19 protein-coding genes and 1 tRNA gene are annotated in these 21,267 nt (G+C 72.4%); 10 read left to right on the plus strand and 10 right to left on the minus strand.

What is annotated here, in order from left to right:
• Positions 1-18: 18 nt before the first annotated feature.
• From VNF07_05485 to VNF07_05505, 5 genes are read right to left on the minus strand one after another with little or no spacing between them, the layout of a single operon-like run.
• Positions 19-273: a DUF2277 domain-containing protein gene (locus VNF07_05485; protein ID HVB05683.1), complete on the minus strand. Its 255-nt coding sequence runs from the start codon at positions 271-273 to the stop codon at positions 19-21.
• A 35-nt stretch (positions 274-308) separates the two neighbouring features.
• Complete coding sequence (locus tag VNF07_05490) at positions 309-677, minus strand: hypothetical protein (GenBank protein HVB05684.1); 369 nt, start codon at positions 675-677, stop codon at positions 309-311.
• Positions 674-1,537, minus strand: a complete 864-nt coding sequence (locus tag VNF07_05495; protein ID HVB05685.1) for a succinate dehydrogenase/fumarate reductase iron-sulfur subunit — start codon at positions 1,535-1,537, stop codon at positions 674-676. Before VNF07_05495 ends, VNF07_05490 begins: the two co-directional genes overlap by 4 nt.
• The gene (locus VNF07_05500; GenBank protein ID HVB05686.1) at positions 1,537-3,336 is read right to left on the minus strand and encodes a fumarate reductase/succinate dehydrogenase flavoprotein subunit; all 1,800 of its coding nucleotides are present in this window, start codon (positions 3,334-3,336) and stop codon (positions 1,537-1,539) included. Before VNF07_05500 ends, VNF07_05495 begins: the two co-directional genes overlap by 1 nt.
• Positions 3,337-3,346: 10 nt before the next feature.
• The gene (locus VNF07_05505) at positions 3,347-4,228 is read right to left on the minus strand and encodes a hypothetical protein (GenBank protein HVB05687.1); all 882 of its coding nucleotides are present in this window, start codon (positions 4,226-4,228) and stop codon (positions 3,347-3,349) included.
• 163 nt (positions 4,229-4,391) lie between these two features.
• Here VNF07_05505 and VNF07_05510 point away from each other — a divergent pair, with 163 nt between their 5' ends.
• From VNF07_05510 to VNF07_05520, 3 genes are all read left to right on the plus strand, one after another.
• Positions 4,392-5,816 carry a magnesium chelatase gene (locus VNF07_05510; GenBank protein HVB05688.1) on the plus strand — a complete coding sequence of 475 codons (1,425 nt, stop codon included), beginning with the start codon at positions 4,392-4,394 and terminating at the stop codon, positions 5,814-5,816.
• 1 nt (position 5,817) lies between these two features.
• Positions 5,818-7,866, plus strand: a complete 2,049-nt coding sequence (locus tag VNF07_05515) for a VWA domain-containing protein (protein HVB05689.1) — start codon at positions 5,818-5,820, stop codon at positions 7,864-7,866.
• Between the two features lie 142 nt (positions 7,867-8,008).
• Positions 8,009-8,284, plus strand: coding sequence for a WhiB family transcriptional regulator (locus tag VNF07_05520; GenBank protein HVB05690.1), 276 nt, complete (start codon positions 8,009-8,011; stop codon positions 8,282-8,284).
• On the opposite strand, the gene VNF07_05525 is transcribed toward VNF07_05520, so the two are convergent.
• Together VNF07_05525 and VNF07_05530 are read right to left on the minus strand one after the other, a co-directional pair.
• Positions 8,281-9,114: a hypothetical protein gene (locus VNF07_05525; protein ID HVB05691.1), complete on the minus strand. Its 834-nt coding sequence runs from the start codon at positions 9,112-9,114 to the stop codon at positions 8,281-8,283. The two genes, VNF07_05520 and VNF07_05525, sit on opposite strands and share 4 nt — an antisense overlap.
• Before the next feature lie 21 nt (positions 9,115-9,135).
• Positions 9,136-9,381 carry a WhiB family transcriptional regulator gene (locus VNF07_05530; protein HVB05692.1) on the minus strand — a complete coding sequence of 82 codons (246 nt, stop codon included), beginning with the start codon at positions 9,379-9,381 and terminating at the stop codon, positions 9,136-9,138.
• 234 nt (positions 9,382-9,615) lie between these two features.
• Here VNF07_05530 and VNF07_05535 point away from each other — a divergent pair, with 234 nt between their 5' ends.
• The gene (locus VNF07_05535; protein ID HVB05693.1) at positions 9,616-9,906 is read left to right on the plus strand and encodes a hypothetical protein; all 291 of its coding nucleotides are present in this window, start codon (positions 9,616-9,618) and stop codon (positions 9,904-9,906) included.
• Positions 9,907-9,915: 9 nt separating this feature from the next.
• Here the strand turns inward: VNF07_05535 and VNF07_05540 are convergent, their stop codons facing one another.
• Positions 9,916-11,205: a zinc-dependent metalloprotease gene (locus tag VNF07_05540; protein HVB05694.1), complete on the minus strand. Its 1,290-nt coding sequence runs from the start codon at positions 11,203-11,205 to the stop codon at positions 9,916-9,918.
• A 77-nt stretch (positions 11,206-11,282) separates the two neighbouring features.
• Here VNF07_05540 and VNF07_05545 point away from each other — a divergent pair, with 77 nt between their 5' ends.
• Positions 11,283-11,687: a globin gene (locus tag VNF07_05545; GenBank protein HVB05695.1), complete on the plus strand. Its 405-nt coding sequence runs from the start codon at positions 11,283-11,285 to the stop codon at positions 11,685-11,687.
• Between the two features lie 9 nt (positions 11,688-11,696).
• On the opposite strand, the gene VNF07_05550 is transcribed toward VNF07_05545, so the two are convergent.
• Positions 11,697-12,905: a PDZ domain-containing protein gene (locus VNF07_05550; GenBank protein ID HVB05696.1), complete on the minus strand. Its 1,209-nt coding sequence runs from the start codon at positions 12,903-12,905 to the stop codon at positions 11,697-11,699.
• A gap of 140 nt (positions 12,906-13,045) precedes the next feature.
• Here VNF07_05550 and VNF07_05555 point away from each other — a divergent pair, with 140 nt between their 5' ends.
• Entirely contained in the window at positions 13,046-14,053 is a 1,008-nt protein-coding gene (locus VNF07_05555) for a rod shape-determining protein (protein ID HVB05697.1), read from the plus strand.
• Here VNF07_05555 and VNF07_05560 read toward each other — a convergent pair.
• Entirely contained in the window at positions 14,031-14,627 is a 597-nt protein-coding gene (locus VNF07_05560; protein ID HVB05698.1) for a HEAT repeat domain-containing protein, read from the minus strand. The genes VNF07_05555 and VNF07_05560 overlap by 23 nt on opposite strands.
• Positions 14,628-14,867: 240 nt before the next feature.
• On the opposite strand from VNF07_05560, the gene VNF07_05565 reads away from it, so the two are divergent.
• The 4 genes from VNF07_05565 to VNF07_05580 all read left to right on the plus strand — a co-directional run bounded on the left by VNF07_05565 (position 14,868) and on the right by VNF07_05580 (position 21,076).
• Entirely contained in the window at positions 14,868-15,944 is a 1,077-nt protein-coding gene (locus tag VNF07_05565; protein HVB05699.1) for a S16 family serine protease, read from the plus strand.
• A 22-nt stretch (positions 15,945-15,966) separates the two neighbouring features.
• On the plus strand, positions 15,967-17,940 hold the full coding sequence (locus tag VNF07_05570) for a hypothetical protein (GenBank protein HVB05700.1): 1,974 nt from the start codon (positions 15,967-15,969) through the stop codon (positions 17,938-17,940).
• The gene (locus tag VNF07_05575) at positions 17,941-20,946 is read left to right on the plus strand and encodes a UPF0182 family protein (GenBank protein ID HVB05701.1); all 3,006 of its coding nucleotides are present in this window, start codon (positions 17,941-17,943) and stop codon (positions 20,944-20,946) included. It abuts the gene before it with no gap.
• 53 nt (positions 20,947-20,999) lie between these two features.
• A tRNA-Met gene (locus tag VNF07_05580) sits at positions 21,000-21,076 on the plus strand.
• Positions 21,077-21,267: the final 191 nt, after the last annotated feature.

Genomic DNA, 21,267 nt, shown 5'->3' on the forward strand with positions numbered 1-21,267 from the left:
GCGCGCCGGCCGGAGCGGTCAGCTCGCGGCGACCGCTCGCCGCCGGAGCGGCGGCACCGTGCTCGGGGGCCGCTGACGGGGCGGCAGCGCTTCGAGCAGCAGCGCCGTCGCCCGGGTGACCGCGGCGACGGCGACCTCGAAGGCCTCCTCGCTCGCCTTGGAGGTCGACTGGACCCCGCTCACCTTGCGGCAGTACTGGCGCGCCGCGGCTTCGATCTCTTGTGGGGTCGCGCTCGGCTCGAGGCCACGCAGGGTGGTGATGTTCCGGCACATGGCCGCGAGGCTACGCCCGGCGGCCCGCTGGTGTCTCAGCCCCCGGCGAGGGCGGCGGCGAGGGCGGCGAGCTCCTTGTCGGCGGCGACGAGGCGCTGCACGTCGCCTTCGATCTTCACCGACCCCGCGGAGAGCTCCTCGGCGATCGGTGCCCCCCCGGCGAGGCGGCGGGCGGTCTCGGCGGACTCGACCAGCACCACCTCGGGTCGTCCCTCCTCGCCCTCGACGAGCGCCCCGGGCGCGCCGGCGCCGAGGACGACGGTGAAGCGGAGCAGCGTCCCGCCGTCCTCGTCGGTGACGCGCAGCCCGAGGCGGAGTGCGGGCGTGCCGGCCTCGCCGACGCGCTGGCCGGCGAGCCGCTCCGCGAGCTCGCTCCGCCAGGCCTCGCTGAGCGGCTCGCTCAACTGCCGCCGGGCGCCGCCGCGGCCCGGTCGATCACCTCGCCGGAGGCCTGCTCGGAGGCGAACGCCGCCGCCGTCGCGGCGGGCATCGGCTCGGGGCGCTTTCGCAGCTTGCGGCCGAGCCACGCGACGGGGTCGTACTTCGCGTCGACGACCCGCTCCTTCAGCGGGATGATCGCGTTGTCGGTGATGTGGATGTGCTCGGGGCAGACCTCGGTGCAGCACTTGGTGATGTTGCAGAGGCCGATGCCGAAGTCCTCCGAGACCATCAGCCGGCGGTCGATCGTGTCGAGGGGGTGCATCTCGAGCTCGGCGAGGCGGGCGAAGAAACGCGGCCCGGCGAAGTTCGCCTTGTTCTCCTCGTGGTCACGGATCACGTGGCAGACGTTCTGGCAGAGGAAGCACTCGATGCACTTGCGGAACTCCTGGCCGCGGTCGACGTCGATCTGCGCCATCCGGTAGGTGCCGTCGGCCTCGCGCGGGCCGGGCTGGAAGGGGGGGATGCGCCGCGCCACTGCGTAGTTGAAGGAGACGTCGGTGACGAGGTCCTTCATCACCGGGAAGCCGCGCAGCGGCGAGACCGTGATCGGCTTGGCGACCGGCAGCGTGCTCATCCGGGTCATGCACATGAGGCGGGGCTGGCCGTTGATCTCGGCCGAGCAGGAGCCGCACTTGCCGGCCTTGCAGTTCCAGCGCACGGCGAGGTCCGGTGCCTGCTCGGCCTGCACGCGGTGGATGACGTCGAGGACGACCTCGCCCTCCAGCGCCGGGAGGACGTGGTCCTTGAACTCGCCGCCCTCCGCGTCACCGTGCCAGATGCGCATGGTGATACTCGCGGGCGGTGCCGCGGCCTCGGTGGTCATCAGTGGGCCTCCTCGAAGAGGTGCTTGAGCTCGTCGGGCATGGGGGCGATCGGCTCCCGGCGAAGGGTGACGGTGCCGTCGCGGAACGAGGTCGTCATGTTCACCGTGCCGAGGTGCTCGTCGGGGAGGGGGAAGTCCTCGCGGGTGTGGCCGCCGCGGCTCTCGGTTCGCTCGATCGCGGAGAGCGTCGTGCAGCGGGCGATCGAAAGCATCGACTCGAGGTCGAGGGCGAGGTGCCAGCCGGGGTTGAACTGGCGGTGGCCGTCGACGCCGATGCCCGGCAGCTTCTCGTCGTACTCGCCGAGCTTTTCGCGTGCCGCGACGAGCTCGGACTCGGTGCGGATGATTCCGACGAGGTCCTGCATCGTGTCCTGCAGCTCGTGGTGGAGCGAGTAGGGGTTCTGCTCGGACTCGTGCTCGAAGTAGCTGAGCGCGTTGCGGCAGATCTCGTCCACCTCGGCCTCGGAGGCGACGGCGTCACCGGAGACCGACTTCGCGTGCTCCGCGGCGTACAGGCCGGCGCGCCGGCCGAAGACGAGCAGGTCCGAGAGCGAGTTGCCACCGAGGCGGTTGGCGCCGTGCATCCCGCCGGCGACCTCGCCGGCGGCGAACAGGCCGGGCACCGTCGTCTGCGCGGTGTCGGCCTCGACCTTCACGCCGCCCATGATGTAGTGCAGCGTCGGCCCGATCTCCATCGCGTCGGTGGTGATGTCCACGTCGGCGAGCTCCTTGAACTGGTGGTACATCGAGGGCAGCCGGCGCTGGATGTACTCGGGGGTGCGCCGCGAGGCGATGTCGAGGTAGATGCCGCCGTGCGGGCTGCCCCGCCCCGCCTTCACCTCGGAGTTGATGGCGCGAGCGACCTCATCGCGGGGGAGGAGCTCCGGTGGGCGGCGGAAGTCCCGCTTGTTGTCGTACCACTGGTCGGCCTCCTCGATGGAGTCCGAGGTCTCGGCCTTGAAGTAGTCCGTGATGTAGCGGAACATGAAGCGCTCGTCGTCGATGTTCTTCAGCACGCCGCCATCACCGCGCACGCCCTCGGTGACGAGCAGTCCGCGCGCCGAGGGGGGCCAGATCATCCCGGTCGGGTGGAACTGCACGCACTCCATGTCGATGAGGTCCGCCCCCGCCCAGAGGGCGAGCGCGTGGCCGTCGGCCGTCGACTCCCACGAGTTGGAGGTGAACTTCCAGATCTTGCCGACGCCGCCCGCCGCGAGCACGATCGCCTTCGCATTGAAGACGACGAACTTCCCGGTCTCGCGCCACAGCCCGACGGCACCGCTGATCGCGCCGTCGGCGTTCTTCAGGAGGCGGATGATCTTGCACTCCATGAAGACCTCGATGCCCTTCGCGACGGCGCGGTGCTGCACCGTGCGCAGGAGCTCGAGGCCGGTGCGGTCGCCGACGTGCGCGAGGCGCGCGTAGCGGTGACCGCCGAAGTCGCGCTGCAGGATGCGGCCGTCGGGGGTGCGGTCGAACAGCGCCCCCCACTCCTCGAGCTCGAGGACCCGGTCGGGTGCCTCCTGCGCGTGGATCTGCGCCATCCGCCAGTTGTTCAGCATCTTGCCGCCGCGCATCGTGTCGCGGAAGTGGACCTCCCAGTTGTCCTCCGGCCAGACGTTGCCGAGCGCGGCGGCGACGCCGCCCTCGGCCATCACCGTGTGCGCCTTGCCGAGGAGCGACTTGCAGACGACGGCCGTGCGACAGCCCGCCGCGCTCGCCTCCACCGCGGCGCGCAGACCGGCGCCACCGGCGCCGATGATCAGGACATCGATGGTGTGGGTCTCGTACTCAGCCATGGCAGGGTCCTCAGAAGTGGACGAACGGGTCGGTGATGTGGCCGGCGGCCACCAGCCAGACGTAGAAGTCGGCGAAGGCGATCCACACGAGCGAGACCCAGGCCCACAGCTGGTGGCGGGCGTTCAGCTCGGAGGCGATGTTCTTCCAGAACCAGTAGCGCCCCTTGGCCTTGGCGAAGGATTTGAGGCCGCCGCCGCAGAGGTGACGGCAGGAGTGACAGCCGAGGGTGTAGGCCCAGATGAAGATCGCGTTGAGGATGAGGATCGCCGTGCCGACCCCGATGCCGAGGCCCTGCGGGGAGCGGAAAGCGGCGATCGCGTCCCAGGTGAGGATCGAGGCGAAGGCGACCGCGAAGTACCACATGTAGCGGTGGAGGTTCTGGGCGAGGAGGGGGAAGCGGGTCTCGCCGGTGTACCTCGAGCGCAGGCCGCCGGGCTTGCTGGAGCCGGCGTCGGCGACGGCGCAGGCCGGCGGGGAGAACCAGAAGGCCCGGTAGTAGGTCTTCCGGTAGTAGTAGCAGGTCATCCGGAAGCCGAGCGGGAAGACGAGGATGAGAATCGCCGGCGAGATCCGCCACCAGCCGCCGAAGAGCGGCCCCCAGACGTAGCCCGCGGTCTCGCAGCCGTGGGTGAGGCAGGGGGAGTAGAAGGGCGACAGGTAGTCGCGGGCGTTCGTCCCGAGCCGGGCGATGTTGCCGGCGTAGAAGTTGCCGTTCCTGAAGGCCGCCCACACGGCGTAGATGCCGAACAGCGTCAGCCCGATGGCCTGGATGGAGGGCTGCAGCCGCCAGTTGTCCCTGCGCAGCACCGTCGACAGCGGTGGTCCCCCCCGCGTGCCCCCGATCACGACCGGGGTGGGCCGTGGTGCCTGGGTCGGCTCAGCGATGGTCAACTCGATCCTCCGTCCTCGGTCGATGCGAGCCGCCCGCCCGCCGCCCACGTCACAGCGGCGTCGAGTGCTCGTGGCTCGAACCGGCGAAAATACTCGCGCGGCTCGCCCGAACGGGCGAATGCGACCGCGAGGTGACGGGACCCGTCGTTAGGCTCGCCGCGGTATGACGACGATCCCGACCTCGCCCGCCGACGCCCCGACGACGGTTGCCGACCTCCGCCGCTCGGGCTGGGTGAGCCGCAACGTCCGCGAGGAGCTGCGCTCCAACGCCCTCACCCGCATCGCGAGCGGCCGGCCGATCGTCGAGGGGATCCTCGGCTTCGACGACACGATCCTCCCGCAGCTGGAGAACGCCCTCGTCGCCGGGCACGACGTGATCCTGCTCGGTGAGCGGGGGCAGGCGAAGTCGCGCCTCATCCGCTCGCTCGTAGAGCTCCTCGATGAGTGGATGCCGATCCTCGCCGGCAGCGAGATCAACGACAACCCGTACCACCCCGTCTCGCGCTACGCCCGCGAGCTCGTCGAGTCGCTCGGCGATGCGGCGCCCGTCGCCTGGGTGCACCGCAGCGACCGCTACGGCGAGAAGCTCGCCACCCCTGACACCTCGATCGCCGACCTGATTGGCGAGGTCGACCCGATCAAGGTCGCCGAGGGGCGCTACCTCTCCGACGAGCTCACCATCCACTACGGCCTCGTGCCGCGCACCAACCGTGGCATCTTCGCGATCAACGAGCTCCCCGACCTCGCCGAGCGGATCCAGGTGGGGCTGCTGAACGTCCTCGAGGAGCGGGACATCCAGATCCGCGGCCACCGCGTGCGGCTGCCGCTCGACCTCTTCCTCGTCGCCTCGGCGAACCCGGAGGACTACACGAGCCGCGGCCGGATCATCACGCCGCTGAAGGACCGCTTCGGCGCGCAGATCCGCACGCACTACCCGACCGAGATCGAGATCGAGAACGCCATCGTCGCCCAGGAGGCGACGGCCGTCGAGGTCGAGGGGGTGACCGTCGAGGTCCCACCCTTCATGGCCGAGATCGTCTCGCGCATCTCCCAGGGGGCGCGCGCCTCGTCCCGCATCAACCAGCGCTCGGGGGTCTCGGTGCGCACGAGCATCGCCAACTACGAGACGCTCGTCGCCGCCGCGCTCCGCCGGGCGGTGCGCCTCGGCGAGGAGCGCGCCGTCCCGCGGCCGAGCGACCTCGAGGCCCTCGTCGCCTCGACGATCGGCAAGATCGAGGTCGAGGTGGTGGAGGCCGACGAGGACGTCGAGGTGGTCGAGCAGCTGCTGCGCGCCGCGGTCCTCGCGACCTTCCGCGAGCACGCCGCGAGCGAGCGCGGCGCCGAGATCGTCGAGGCCTTCGAGGACGGCCGCGTCGTCGAGGTCGGCGCCGACGTCCCGGCGATAGTGCACGTCGAGCTCGCCGCCTCCCTCCCGGCCCTCGGCGAGATCGCCGGTGATCTCGTCGGCGCTGAGGCGGCGCCGGAGCTGCTCGCGAGCGCCGTCGAGCTCGTCCTCGACGGCCTGCACCTCTCCCGCCGCCTGAACAAGGACGTGGTCGGCGGCCGGGTCAGCTACCGGGCGCGCTGACGTGACCGTGTCGCGGCGCTCCTGGCGGTACTCGCGCTTCGACGGCACCCAGGAGCCGTTCGTCGTCGACGGCGATGACATCCTCTCCTCGCTCGCCGACGACCTCCTCTACCACGGCGACCTCGCGGCGGCGCTGCGTCAGCTGCTGCGCGAGGGCTTCGACACCCGCGACGGCGAGCACGTCGAGGGGCTGCGGGAGCTGATGGAGCGGCTGCAGCGCCGCCGCGAGGAGCTCGCCGCCTCCCGCAACGAGCTCGCCGAGCAGGTCGCCGCGGCCCTCAACGAGCTGCTCGGCGAGGAGCGCGCCGAGCTGGCGGCGCGCCGCCAGGCCTCCGAGCAGGCGGCCACTCCCGAACAGGGGCGGGCCGAGCGGGAGCGGCTCGCGGCGCACGAGACCGAGCTCGACCTGCTGCCCCCCGACCTCTCCGGCCAGGTGCAGGGGCTGATGCAGTACGACTTCACCTCCGAGGCGGCCCGCCAGCACTTCGAGGAGCTCCTCGACGAGCTCCGTCGCCAATTCACCCAGAGCCAGCTCGACGCCGCCGCGGGCCAGATGGCGAGCTCCACCCCCGAGGACCGCGAGCACCTGCGCGCCGGCCTCGACGCGCTCAACCGGATGGTCGAGCAACGCCAGGCGGGGGAGGAGCTCGACCCGAGCTTCGCGGAGTTCATGTCCGAGTTCGGTGACCTCTTCCCCGGCGATCCGCAGAGCCTCGACGAGCTGCTCGCCAACCTCGGCCGCCGCATGGCTGCCGCCTCGGCGATGATCGCCGCGATGACGCCCGGCCAGCGGGCCCAGCTCGACCAGCTCGCGGCGCAGCTGATGGGGGACATGGACCTCTCCTGGCAGCTGGACCGCCTCGGCCAGAACCTCCGCGAGGCGCTGCGCGACCTCCCCTGGGACCAGCCGCTCGGCGCGCCGCCGGGCGACCCCCTCTCCTTCCTCGGCGCGAACGACGCCCTCTCGGACCTCGCCGAGCTCGGCCGCCTGGAGGAGCTGCTCGCCGGCGCGACCGAGCCAGGGGCCCTCGGTGAGGCCGACCTCGACGAGGCCCGGCGCCTCCTCGGCCCGGACGCGACCAAGAGCCTCGAGGCCCTCGCCCAGCTGACCCGGCGCCTCGAGGCCGCGGGCCTCGTCGGCCGGCGCGACGGCCGCCTCGTCCTCACGCCGAATGGGCTGCGACGTCTCGGGCAGAACGCCCTCGCCGAGCTCTTCGCCAACCTGCGCAAGGACCGCTTCGGCGACCACGCCCGCCCGACGCCGGGCCTCGGCCACGACCGCGACGTCGAGACCAAGGCCTACGAGTTCGGCGACCCCTTCCAGCTCGAGGTGGGGAGGACCCTCCGCAACGCGATGCTCCGCTCGGTCTCGGAGGCCGCTGGCGGGCCGCGCGCCGTCGAGCTGCCGGTGCGCCTCTCGCCCGACGACTTCGAGATCGAGCGCACCGAGCAGGTCACCACCTCCTCGACGGTGCTCTGCATCGACCTCTCGCTCTCGATGCCGATGCGCGACAACTTCCTCGCCGCGAAGAAGGTGGCGATGGCACTGCAGGCGCTGATCGCCTCGCGTTACCCCCGGGACTACCTCGGCCTGATCGGCTTCTCCGCCACGGCGCGCGAGATCCGCCCCGAGGAGCTCCCCGAGGTGAGCTGGGACTTCGCCTACGGCACGAACCTGCAGCACGCGCTCGCGCTCTCGCGGCGGCTGCTCGCGCACCGCTCCGGCTCCAAGCAGGTGATCGTCGTCACCGACGGCGAGCCCACTGCGCACGTGATGGAGGACGGCGAGATCTTCTTCAACTACCCGCCGGTGCGCGAGACCCTCGACGTCACGCTCCGAGAGGTCGCCCGCTGCACCAAGGAGCGGATCGTGATCAACACCTTCGTCCTCGACCAGACCGGGGGGCTGCGGAGCTTCGTCGACAAGATGACGCACCTCAACCGCGGCCGCGCCTTCTACACGACCCCCGACGCCCTCGGCGACTACCTCCTCGTCGACTTCGTCGAGCAGCGCGGCGGCCGCCGCAAGCGGGTGCCGCGCGGCGCCTGAGCGGCACCCGGGCGGGCGGGCGCACCCAGCTCAGCGCAAATTTCCACTTGCATGCGGCATCGATCGGGTGCACGATATGACATCGGTGTAATTCCACCGTTGCCACTCGCGGGGACGTGGGGGCCGTTGGAGGGAGGTGCTGGTGGACTTCCAGGCACTCATTGATGGGCCGCAGCAGGACTGGCAGACGCGGGCGAACTGCATGGGGGTCGACCCCGATCTGTTCTTCCCCGAGCGCGGTTCCTCGACGCGCGAGGCGAAGGAGGTCTGCCGCGGCTGTGTGGTGCGCGAGGACTGTCTCGAGTTCGCGATCGCGAACGGCGAGAAGTTCGGGATCTGGGGCGGGATGAGCGAGCGCGAGCGCCGGCGGGTGCGGCGGGCGCGGGTGCTCGCCCAGCGGCAGGTCGCCGCCTCCTAAGCGGGGCCGCTGCCCGCGCGAGGGCGGTGCGCGAGGCGGGACTCGATGGTCCGCGCCTCGTCGAGGTCGAGTTCGGCCCAACGGTGGCGCGGCACGGCGGCGAGGACACCCGCCGGCACGAGACCGACGAGCTCGCTGCGCGCCACGACCGCGTGCGCCGCGCAGGCGTCGACCGCCTCGGCGGGGCCGAGCTCGAAGGGCGCGACGAGGTTGCAGGAGACCTGCACCTCCTCACCGACCGCGAAGGCGAGGGTCCGCAGCCGTGGTCCGCGCAGCGCCGCGGCGACGCGCCGGGCGAGGGCGAGGTCCGCCTCGGCGAGGACGATGTTGTAGGCGACGAGCGGCGGCCGAGCCCCGACACAGCAGGCGCCGTGGCGCGGGTCGGGCGTTCGTGGGCCGAGGTCGGGCGCGAGGGCTGTGAAGGCGCCCCGGCGGACCTCGGGGAGCGAGCGCTCCGGGCCGTAGAGGAAGCAGGGGAGTCCGAGCTCCGAAGCGGCCCGCGCCGCGAAGGCGTCGCGCAGCGCGAGCGCCTCGCCGAGCTCGAAGGGCGGGTCGCCGACGGGGACGAAGGGCACCACGTCGACGGCGCCCAGGCGGGGATGGACGCCGAGGTGGCGCCGCAGGTCGATGAGATCGAGAGCGGCGCCGGCCAGCTCGAGGGTGGCCGCGAGGAGCGCCTCGTGGTCGACGTCCGCGAGCGTGCACACGCTGCGGTTGTGGAAGCCGTCGCTGTGCAGGTCGATCAGGCAGGGGCCCGCGGCGGTGGCGATCAGGCTGATCGTGTCACTGTCGCGGCCCTCGGAGACGTTGACGACGCACTCGAGCGTCACGGCGCCCGTCGCGCCGGTTGCTCAGCGGCCGTTGTGCAGGGTGAGGTGGCGACGCTGGCGGGCGAGACGCCGCCGCTCGCGCTCGGAGGTGCCGCCCCACACGCCATGGTCGATGTGGTTCTCCATCGCGTAGTCGAGGCAGGCCGCCTTCACTGCGCAGTCGGCGCAGATGCGGCGCGCGGCGTCGACGCCGACACCGTCACTGGGGAAGAAGGTCTCCGGCGGCAGCTCCCGGCACCGGCCCGCCGCCATCCACTCCGTGTCCATCGCACCCGCCATTTCTGTGTGCTGAAGCCCCGGGAACACCAGCCGGCGCCCGGTCCCACATCCTCCCCAGGAGAACGCTACACACCCGGGTACGGCCCGCACTGGCGCCTACCCGGATTCGTCCTCGCCGAACCCTTACCCACGAGTCTGGGAGTTTCCCGAGAAAACGACGGCGGGGCCGGCCCGGAGGACGATGCCGCCCTCGGTACACTGCGGGCAACAAAGGAGCCCCCATTGACGTTGATCCCGCCGCCGACCGACCAGCCGCCCGAGCCGCCCCGCGGGCACGTGCGCGTCGTCTACCTCGGCCCGGTCGCGCCTCACTGGGAGGTCGAGTCCGAGTTCGGCGACCGCCAGCTGATCGAGGCCTTCCGCGAGCGCGCGCTCGCTCGCCTCGTGCTCCTGCCGCCGCACGATCCGCAGTTCCGCCGCAACCGTGAACGCGTCGTGCGCGACGCGGAGCGGGAGAACCTCATCTTGCAGTGGGACCTCGGCATCCCCGAGGAAGAGGCCCAGGTCAGCTGAGCCCGCGGCTCAGGGTGACGGCGTCTCCGAGCCGCCCCCGCCCCCGTCGCCCCCCGGCGGGGATGCGTCCCCCTCCTCGGGCGTTGCCTCCTCGACGGGCAGGTTGACGCGGGCGATCCACAGCCCCGGTGCGTCGACCTCCGCGGGGGTCGGGAGGTCGTGCTCGTGGACGAACATCGCCGCCAGCTCGCGCTCGCCGCCGCGCTCGATCACGCCGCGCACGAAGGCCTCGCCGCGGTCGACCGCCTCCTGGTCGAGGCTCACCCCGAGGAGCTCGTCGCCCGCCCGCTCCTCGTCGCTGCGCTCGACACGGCGGCGGCGCAGCGCCTCGCGGATCGCGGCGCGGGTGCCGACGAGGCGGCTCGCGACGGCGTCGCTCGCCCACTCGACGTAGCCGAGGATGGCGGCGGAGAGCGCTTCGAGCTCGGCGTTCACCCGCCGTTGCTCGGGGGTGTCGACGAGCTCGCCGAGGGCCGCCGGGTCACCGAGCATGCGGGTGAGGTCCGAGAGGTCGCCCATGCCGCCGAGCTCGCTCAGATCGCCGAGGCGTCCCTGCAGGGCACCGGGATCGGGGCGGAAGCCCTTCGCGTGGGCGACGAGGAGCTCGCGCAGCCGCCCGGCGACGTGCGGGCGGGAGAGCACCGCGTGGCTCACGACGTCGCGCACGAGGAAGAAGAGGTCGACGTCCTCGCGCGGCAGGCTCCAGTCGGCGGCGAAGGCGGCGAGGTTCTCGGGGATGATCACGAGCTCGCGGGCGACGGTGTCGCCGGGGACGGGCAGGTCGTACTGGCCGAGGGTGCGGCGCGCGAGGTGGCCGACGAGCGAGCCGAACTGCATCCCGATCATCGCCGGCGCGACCGCGCTCGCCCACTGGCTGAAGAGCCCCTGCAGGGCGCGCGCCTCGTTCTCGTCCTCGACGGGGAGCTCGGGAGCCGGCGTGTCGGCGCTGCGCGGCGGGGCGAGCGAGCCGGCGATCTCCTCGAACAGCTGCCGGGAGCCCTCGAGGCGCCGCCGCGCCCACTCACCGCGGTTCGCGACCACCACCGTCGGGGGCTCCCCGCTGCTCGCCATGCCTGTCACGTCGGCGATGTGCAGGTCGGCGAGGCGGACGAGCTCCTCGAGGCGGATACGGTCGAGCGGCTCCGGGTTCGCCTCGGGGGCGTTGTCCGAGGCGACGCTCTGCGCGAGCTGCAGGGCGAGGTCCCACTGCAGCGGGGAGTCCGTCTTCAGCAGCTTGAGGAGGTCCCCGAGCAGGCCGGGGAGGAAGCCTCCGAGCCCTGGCGGCAGGTCAGGGTCCATCCACTCGATGCTAGGGCGCGAGATGCGCCGCGCCCGCGCGCCGCAGCCCGCCGCCGCGCCTCCCTAGCATCGGCGCGATGACCACCGGCGAGGGCCCGACCCTCTACGAGGCGGTCGGCGGCCGCCCCGCCTTCCACGCCCTCGTCGACGCCTTCTACCGGCGCGTCGAGGAGGAGCCGCTCCTGCGCGCCCTGTACCCCGAGGACCTCTCTGGGCCCCGCGCCCGCCTCGCGGCCTTCCTCGTCCAGTACTTCGGCGGCCCACCGGACTACGCGCTGCTGCGCGGCGAGCCGCGGCTGCGCCTCCGCCACGTCGAGTTCTCGATCGACACCCCGGCGCGTGACGCGTGGGTCGCGGCGATGGCGGACGCGGTCGCCGAGGTCGGCTTCGCGCCCGAGGTCGCGGGCGAGCTGATGGGCTACTTCGCCGCCACCGCCACCTTCCTCGTGAACCGCGGCGGCCTCGCGATCACCGGCGGTTGAGACCCGGGCTCAGGCGGCGGTGCGGTCGTCGAGGTGCAGGTGGCGGGTGAGGTGCGTGGCGCCGCGGGAGATGCCGAGGGTCACCGTCGTGCCCGGGGGCAGCGTGTAGAGGCGCCCCTGCAGGGCGGCGAAGGAGCGGACCGGGGTGCCGTCCAGCGCGGTGATCACGTCCCCGCTCTTGATCCCCGCCTCCGCGCCGGCGCCGCGCTTCGTGACCGTGGTGACGAGGGCGCCGGCGGAGGAGGCCTTCGCGTTCTCGCCGCTGATGCCGAGCCAGCCGTGCTGCACCTCGCCGCTGAGCATCAGTTGCTCGGAGACGGGGAGCGCGAGCCAGGAGGGGACGACCGCGGTGGAGCCCCCGCTCTCCCCGGCGACGAGGCCGATCACCCGCCCGCCGGCGTCGAGCACCGGGCTCCCCGGCGGGGTCGAGGCCGTCGGCAGGTCGGTCATCAGCGCGTCGACGAGCGGCCCCGTCGGGAACTGCGGCGCGGTGTCGAGCTGGCGGACCATGCCCACCGCGTAGCGGGTGCCGCCCGCCGCGGTCACGGCCACGGTGAAGTTCGCGGTGGCGACCGGCTGGGGAGCGAGGATCGCGGTCGGCAGGTTGTCGACCCCGTTCACCTGCAGCACCGCGAGGCCGCTCGCCGCGTCGGGGTAGATGGCGACCGCCGGGACGACCTCGTTGCCCGGAAGCGTGACGAGGACGCTCGTCGCGCCGTCGAGCGGCGCGGCAGCGGTGAGCACCGTGCCGTTCTTGTTGAGGATCAGGCCGAGCAGGCGGAGATCGCTGCCGCCGCTCGCGACGTCGATGGTCACGACCGCGGCACCGACGCGCTCGACGCCGGCGACAAGGGAGGGGCCGAGGCCGGCGAGTTCCGGCCCGGAGGAGGCGGTGGTGGCGCTCGGCGCGTCGGCCGTCGAGGTGAGCGTGATCGCGGCGGGGTGCGCCGGGGCGCCGGTGAGCGCGGTCGCGAGGTGGGTCCCGAGCACGACGAGGCCGCTCGCGAGCAGCGCCCCGACGAGGCCGGCGGTCCAGGCGCTGGCCCGGCTCGGCTGGCTCGACAGCCAACGGTTGCGGACCATCGTCGGGTCGAGGCGGAGGGTGAAGTCGCCGTCGGTGAGCTCGGAGGGATGGCGCCAGAGACGGTCCTCGCGTGGGAGCGGGAGGGTGAACTCCTCCTCGCCCCCATCGTCGTACTCGCCTGGGAGTGCCGCCACGGCCGTTGAGGCTAGTTGCGGACGGCTCCGACCGGAGGTCGGCCGGGAGCGCCGCCGCCGCCGGAAGTCCCCGCGAGGGGGCGCCCGCCTCCCTACGATGAGGCGATGGCACCTCCCGCCCGACGCGAGCGCGCGCGACGGTGAGCCTCGCGCTTGCGCTCGACCTCGGAACCGCGACGACCCGGCTCGCGAACGGCTCCGGCGAGCTGATCTACGAGGGGCCGACGGTCGCGGCGGTGGAGACCGACTCCCGCCGCCTCGTCGCCTTCGGCGACGAGGCCCTCGGCCTCGGCGCCCGCAGCGGTGGGCGGGTGCAGCTCCGGCGGCCGGTGCGCGCCGGCAAGCTGCTCGACATCGACCTCGCCGAGAGCTTCCTCGCCGCGCTGCTGCGGCGACCGGGGGTCTCCCGCCTCGGCGGTCCGCGGATGCTCGTCTGCTCGCACCTGAGCTCCACGGGGGTGCAGCGCAGAGCGGTCGGCCGGGCGCTGAAGCGCGCCGGGGCGCGCACCGTCTCGTTCGTCGAGCAGCCGGTCGCCTGTGCGATCGGCGCCGGCCTCGAGATCTCCGAGCCCGTCGGCACGATGGTCGTCGACCTCGGCGCGGGGGTCTGCGACGTCGCCGTGATCGCCCTCGGGGGCCTCGTCTCGAGCGCCTCGGTGGAAGTCGGCGGCGACAACTTCGACGAGGCCGTCCGCGAGCATCTCGCCCGCCGTCACGGCCTGCTCATCGACAGGGCCGCCGCCGCGCAGCTGCGCCGCGCGCACGCCACGATGAGCCCGGGCGGGGGAGTGGGCGAGATCGAGGTGCCGGGGCGCGACACCCGCAGTGGGGCACTGCGGACGGCGACCGTCGCCCGCGCCGCGCTCTGCGCGGTGATCGACCGCGTCGCGCAGCCGATCTTCGACACCGCCGCGCGCTGCATCACCTCGGCACCTCCGGACCTCGCCAACGATCTCATCTCGAACGGCCTCATCCTCGCCGGCGGCGGCTCGCGCATCGAGGGCTTCGACCGTCGCCTCGCGCAGGCGACCGGGGTGCCGGTGCACGTGCCGCACGACTCCGAGCTGCTCGCGGTGCTCGGTGCCGCGCAGTGCCTGGAGGAGGGTCGCGAGCCGGCCCTCTCGCTCAGCTCGGCTCGCGCTCGCTGAGCCGGAGCACGTCCTCGGCCGCCTGGCGCACCTGCCAGTCGCGGTCCTGCAACCGCTCCCGGAGGGCCGCGGTCACCTCGGGGCCCTCGTAGGCGGCGAGCGCGACGACCGCCCGCCGGCGGATCTCGGGGCGGTCGGCGAGTGCGCCGAGGACGGCGTCCAGCCCCTCCGGCGCACCGATCGCGCCGAGCGCGGCGACCGCCGACTCCCGGCAGAGCGGATCCTCGTGGTGCTGCGCGATCTCGGCGAGGCGGCCGAGCGCCCCGATCTGCGCGAGCTCTCCGCAGGCGAAGCAGGCGGCCTCGACGACGCCCGCGTCGGGATCGTCGAGCAGCGCGGCGTAGCTCGCGGCAGCCGCCGGATCGGCGAGTTCGGCCAAGGTGCGGCGGACGACGGCGGCGGGGTCGGCCGCCGCGGCTGTCGCGTCGCGGCCGGAGAGCTCGCCGAGACGGCAGAGCGCTCCGAGCGCGGCGGCGCGCACGACCGGTGCGTCGTCGGCGAGAAGGGCGCGGGCGCCGGCTTGGTCACCGGTGAAGCCGCAGGCCGCCGCCGCGGCCCGGCGGCGCTCGGTCACGAGGTCCGTCGGAGGAGGTGAGGCCGTCCCGGCCGCCGGTCGTGGGAGGCTTCGCGCCGTGCGGGTCCGGCGGTCGTCGCTTCCCACCCGCGGTGGTCGCGTGTCGTCGGGCACCGCCGCGAGACGGTAGTGGGCAGATCCGGCTCCGGAGGCCCGGGGGAGGGCCCCGCCGTCCCCGCCTCCGGCCGCGTCGGCACGCGGGCCCGCTGGCGCCGCCATCCCCGCTGGTGGCGGCATTTGATGAGCGGTGGCGTGGCGCTCGTCGTCGCGGTCGTGGCAGCGACGTTCGTCAACCTCAACGAGTACGCGATCGTCCCCGGCCAGGCGCAGAACGTGGCTCCGCTGATCGGTGCCCCGGCCAAGCTCACCCACCACCACCAGGGGGCGATCCTGCTCACCGACGTCGACCTCGTGCAGGTGCGGGCGGTCGACTACCTCTTCTACCGCCTCGACCACAACGCCGACCTCGTCCCGACGGCCGTGCTCACCGGGCAGGCGAGCGTCGCCACCTACGATGAGCAGGGCGTGATCGACATGGACACCGCCCGGCAGGCGGCGACCTTCGCGGCGCTGCGCTCGCTCGGCTACCCGGTGCACGCCGTGCCGGCCGGGGTCATCGTCTACCAGCTCGAGCAGACCTCCGCGGCGGCCGGCATCCTCTCGGTCGGCGACGTCATCACCGCACTCGACCGACACCCGGTGACGACCCTCGCCTCGCTCTCCAAGCTGGAGTCCGCCTTGCACCCCGGTGACCCCGTCACGATCGTCGCGCACCGCATCGGCGTCACCCGCACCCGCACGGTGCGCCTCGTGACGGGCGCGTACCACCTCGTCGGGAGCGGCAGCGCGGCGACGTCGAGCTGTCTCCGCGCGGGCAGGGCAGGGCACGTCGCGGCGGGCAGCAAGCCGCTCGCCTGCCTCGGCATCTACCCCGAGCAGCTCTTCGCGACGACGGCGCTGCCGTTCTCGTTGAACATCAACTCCGAAGGGATCATCGGTCCCTCCGCCGGCCTCGCCTTCGCGCTCGGGATCGTCGAGAAGCTGGACACGAAGGACCTCACCGCCGGGATGAAGGTGGCCGCGACGGGGACGATCTCCATCGACGGCAGCGTGGGCGATGTCGGCGGGGTGGCCCAGAAGACCGTGGCCGTCGAGCGGGCCGGCGCGAAGGTCTTCTTCGTCCCCACGCCCGAGCTCGCCACGGCCCGCGCGCACGCGAGCGGCGGGCTGAAGGTCTACGCGGTGGCCTCGCTCGATCAGGCCGTCGCCGATCTCGAGCACCTCGGTGGCGCGATCGCCCCGTCCACGAGGTCGTGACGCCGTAGGCTCATGCGCCGAGATGCCTGAGCTGCCCTCTTCCTCGCCTTCCGGACCTACCCCCGACGAGCTGCTCGCCCACGTCTTCCCGAGCGCCCGCAGGGGCCTGGACCCTGAGGCGGTGCACGGGTACCTCGTCGGGGTCGCCGAGGTGCTGCGCCGTTTGCAGGCCCGTGAGGCCGAGCTCAGCGAGCGGCTCACCCTCGCGGAGCGCCCCGCGACGCCGCAGCCGCTCGACGCGGCGGCGCTCTCCGCGGCGGTGGGACAGGAGACGGCACGGGTCCTGCAGGCCGCCCACGAAGCGGCCGAGGACGTGCTGACGAGGGCGAACACCGAAGCCGAGGCGCTGCGCGCCTCGGCGACGAACCTGCTCGAGGACGAGCAACGCCGGGCCTCGGCGGCTGCCGCGGCGATCACGGCGGCGGCGAGCGCGGAGGCCGAGCGGCTCACGAACGCCGCCCGCGAGGAGTGCCGGCAGATGGTGGAGGTCGCCCGCGCCGCCCGCCACCGCATCCTCGTCGACCTCGGCGAGCGGCGGCGTGAGCTGCACATCCAACTCGAGCAGCTGCGGGCCGGCAAGGACGCCCTCGCGGACGTCGTGGACGCCGTCGCCTCCTACGTGGTGCACTCGGTCGAGGAGCTGAAAGGACAGCTCGCCGGGGCCGAGGAGGGTGCCCGTCTCGCTGCGGAGGCGGTCGCGGCCGCGCCGAGCGCCTTCGTCGAGGAGCTCTCCGAGGAGGGGCTCCTCGCCGAGGCCGCCGAGCTGGCTGCGCTCGAGGCTGCCGCTGTCGGAGCGGTGCCGGCACTCACCGTCGAGCTCACCGAGGCGCTCCTCGAGGTGCCGGTCGCCGACGAAGAGGTGGAGGCCGCCGACGGAGTCGCGGAACCCCCGGTGGTCGTCGAGAGCGAGGGCGCCGCTCAGTCCGAGCCGCCGGAGGGGGCGAGGTCCGAGGCCGACGAGGAAGAGTCGTCCAACGCGATCGACGAGCTCTTCGCGAAGATCCGCCAGAGCCGTGCGGAGCAGGTCGAGCGGGCGCGCACCGTCCTCGAGGACAGCATCACCGGAGAGCCGCCCGCCGCGGAGGAGGCGCCCCCGGCCGCGACCCCCGCAGCTCCCCCCGAGGGCGCGGCAGGCGGTCAGCGGCCGGCGGCGACGGGCTCAGACGAGACGGCGGCGGGCGCCGGCTCGGCGGAGGCTACGGCGGCGGATGCTCCGGCGGAACCGCTGGCGTCGGGGGAGGGCGCGGTCGCGGACCCCGCAGCACAGGATCGGGCACCGTCGGAGGACGATGCTTCCGGACGCGCCGAGGCCGAGGAGGAGCCGGAGCCCGCGGACGAGTCCCTCGCGGCGCGCAACAAGCTCCTCGCATCGAGTACCGCAGAGCTCACGCGGGTGCTGAAGCGCCAGCTCCGGCTGGAGCAGAACCAGCTCCTCGACGCCTTCCGCAACATGAAAAAGGGAGGCGATCCGCTCTCGCTGCTCCCCGGGGCGGAGATGTCCGGCCGTCTCGAGCAGGACGTGAGAGACGCACTCGTCGCCGCCTTCGCCGCCGGCCGGGGCTTCGCGGCGAGCTCGATCTCGCGGGATCCCGGCCCGCTCCGCCAGCCGGTCGCGGCGGTGAAGCGCGTCGCCACCGAGCTCGGCGCGGCGGTCCTCGACCCGATCCGCCGTCGGGTCGAACAGGGGCTGACGAGCGAGGGCGAGGAGCCCGCGGTGGCAATCGGGGCCGCCTTTCGCGAGTGGAAGGGCGCGGGGGCGGAGCAGACCGCCGCGGACTTCACCGTGCGGGCCTTCTCGGCGGGCGTGCTCGACCAGGCCCGCGCCTCGGGGAGCGCGGTGACGTGGATCGTCGACGACGGTGACCAGCGCTGCCCCGACTGCGACGACAACGCGATCGCCGGGGCGCAGCCCCCCGGCGAGCCGTTCCCGACCGGCCACGCGCATCCGCCGATCCACCCAGGGTGCCGCTGCCTTCTCGTCCTCAGCCCCGCGTAGATGCGCATCCCGACGGACCTTCCGCCCCGCCCGCACTCCCGCCGGCGGACAGTGGCGCTGCTCGTCACCGTCATCGCCCTCGTCGTGCTGCTCGTCCTCGCGCAGGGGGTCGGCGGCTTCTACGCGAACTTCCTCTGGTTCCACTGGAGCGGCGTCGGCGAGGTGTGGACGGCCGTCACCGTCTCCAAGCTCGCGCTCGCGCTCTCGTTCATCGCGATCGCCTTCGCCGTCGTCTGGGGCTGCCTCTTCCTCGTCGACCTCGTCGTCTCACGAACCCTCTTCCTCGCGCCGGACACCGAGTTCGTGCGCCGCTTCCAGCAGGTCACCGCCCCGCACGCCTTCTGGCTGCGCACCGGGGTGGCTGCGCTGCTCGGCCTCGCCCTCGGCTCGAGCGCCTCGTCGCAGTGGCAGAACTGGCTCCTGTTCACCCACGCGGTGCCCTTCAACATGAAGGACCCGCTGTTCCACCGGGACATCTCCTTCTTCGTCTTCCGCCTGCCGTTCCTCTCCTTCCTCGTCGACTGGCTCTTCGGCCTGCTCGTCGTGGCCGCCATCGCGACGGCGGTCGCCTACTTCCTGAACGGCGCGATCCGGGTGCAGCGCACCCTCACCATCGAACCCCGCGCGATCGCGCACCTCTCCTTGCTGCTCAGCCTGCTGGCGCTCGAGCGGGCGTGGGCCTACTTCTACGTCGACCGCTTCGGCCTCGACGTCTCGGCGAACGGCTACGTGCAGGGGGCGGGGTACACCGATGTCCACGTTCGGCTGCCGGCGATGGTCCTCCTCGCTGTGGTCTGCCTCGTGGCGTTCGTGATGCTCGCCTTCAACGTCTACCAGCGGACCTGGGTGCTCCCGGTCGTCTCCGTCGGCCTGTGGGCCTTCCTCGCGATCGTCGTCGGCGTCATCTACCCCAAGCTCTACCAGGCGCTGCATGTCACGCCGGCACAGAGCACCCTCGAGACGCCCTACATCTCGCGCAACATCTCCGCCACGACCGCGGCCTTCGACATCGGCGGCGTGACCCGCGAGGCCTTCCCGGCAAACCAGGACCTGACGCCCGGGGTCCTCTCGCGCTACGCACAGACCCTCGACGCGACCCAGATTTGGGACCCCGTCTACAGCTACGCGACCTTCGCCAAGCTGCAGAAGCAGCTCAGCTTCTACCAGCTCACGAATCTCACCATCGACCGTTACTACGTGAACGGCCAGCTCACGCCGGTCGTCGTCGGCGTGCGCGCGCTGAACACCGGCGGTGTGCCCTCGCCGACGTGGGTGAACACCCACCTGCAGTTCACCCACGGCTACGCGGGAGTGGTGGCGCCCGCGAACACGACCTCACCGAACTCCAACGGGAGCCCGAACTTCCTCGTCGGCTCGGTCCCGGTGACCGCGAAGATCCCGGACCTCGCGATCAACCAGCCGTCGGTCTACTTCGCGCCCGGCGACGACCAGTACGTGATCGCCGACACCAAGCAGCAGGAGGTCGACTACCAGCTGGCCGACGGGAAGAGCAAGGAGGGCCACTACGGCGGGGAGGGCGGCATCCCGATCGGTGGGCTCGGGGCGCGCCTCGCCTTCGCGGTGAAGCTGCACGACTTCAACATGCTGATCTCGAGCGAGATCACCGGGAAGTCGCACCTCATCTACATCCCCGACGTGCTCACCGAGGTGCAGAAGGCGCTGCCCTTCCTGAAGGTGGACGCCAACCCCTACGCGGTGATCGACAACGGCGAGATCGAGTGGGTCCTCGACGCCTACACGACCTCGCCCTACTACCCCTACTCAGAGACCGCGCGCACCGACGAGCTGCCCGGCGGGTCGGCGTTGCAGGGCAGCTACAACTACGTGCGCGACGCCGTGAAAGTCGTGGTCAACGCCTACACCGGCAAGATGTCCTTCTACACGATCAACGCCTCGGGCGACCCGGTGATGCAGTCCTACGAGGCCGCCTTCCCCGGGATGTTCCACCCCCTCTCCTCGCTGACGAAGACGGACCCGGTGCTCCTCCAGCACCTCCGCTACCCACAGGACCTGCTGGCCGTGCAGTCGGCGATGTACGGCCGCTACCACATCACCAACCCGAGCGCCTTCTACGGCCTCGGCAACGCCTGGGACCTCTCCCAGACCTCCACCGCCGCCGGCGGCGGCGCCTCGCTGACCCTCCCGATCGGGGCGAACGGCAACGTGCTCCGCTACCAGCCGATCTACGAGCTCCTCCAGCTGCCGGGGCAGTCCAGCCTCTCCTTCGACGCCATCGAACCGCTCGTCCCCTACTCCCAGGGGGACCAGCTCCAGAACCTCGCCGCGCTGATGGTGGTGAACTCGGCCTACAACGGCTACGGCAAGCTCGAGTCGCTCGTCACCCCGACGGGGTCGAGCTCGAGCACTGGGAACTCCGGCAGCTCGGGCGGGGGGATCGACGGCCCAGGACTCGCGAACGCCGACATCCACTCCGACCCGGACGTGTCCCAGAAGATCACCCTCCTCGACCAGAGCGGCTCGCAGGTCATCCTCGGCGCGGTGCAGGTGCTCCCGCTCGCCGACTCGTTGCTCTACATCCGTCCGCTGTACGTCTCCTCGACCCAGACGCTGTACCCCAAGCTCCAGGACGTGGTGGTCGTCTACGGCAAGCAGGTGAGCCTCGCCCCGACCCTCGCCGGGGCGCTCGCCGGGGTCTTCGGCTCGGCGCCCCCGGGGATCACCGCCGGTAACAGCTCCGGCTCTGGCTCGACTGCCGTGACCGCAATCCCGAGCGACGTGCGCAACGACATCGCCTCGGGGCTGCAGGCCTATCAGCAGGCGCAGTCCGCGCTCACCTCAGGTGACCTCGGCACGTACCAGTCCGATGTCACGAAAGCCGGACAGTTCCTGCAGCAGGCGAACTCCCTCCTCGCGCAGAGCAACGCCGCCACCAAGAGCTCGACGCCGTCGACGAAGAAGGCCTCGGGCGCGAGCGGCGCCACGCTCGGCGCGAGCGGCGGCGCCAGCCACGCCGCACACGCGTAGGCGTAGGCGAGTGGCCGGCCTCGCAGAAGCACCGCTAAGGTGTCAGGACCCACCGCGGGGTGGAGCAGTCTGGTAGCTCGTCGGGCTCATAACCCGAAGGTCAGGGGTTCAAATCCCCTCCCCGCCACCAGAAAAAAGCAGGTCAGAAGGGGTCTCGGTTCGCCGAGGTCCCTTCTTCATCTCCGGATTTCTACCGGTTCTTCTACCGGATCGTCCGGCAGGCTTCGACAGCGACTGTGCGAGACCGGCACTTTCGGCGAAGGGACGGGCGCGCTGGACAGCGCCTGGATGGGGGTGCGGAGCGGGCTCGCTGGTGAGGAA

It is taken from the genome of Acidimicrobiales bacterium, assembly GCA_035533595.1.
Lineage (GTDB): Bacteria > Actinomycetota > Acidimicrobiia > Acidimicrobiales > Bog-793 > DATLTN01.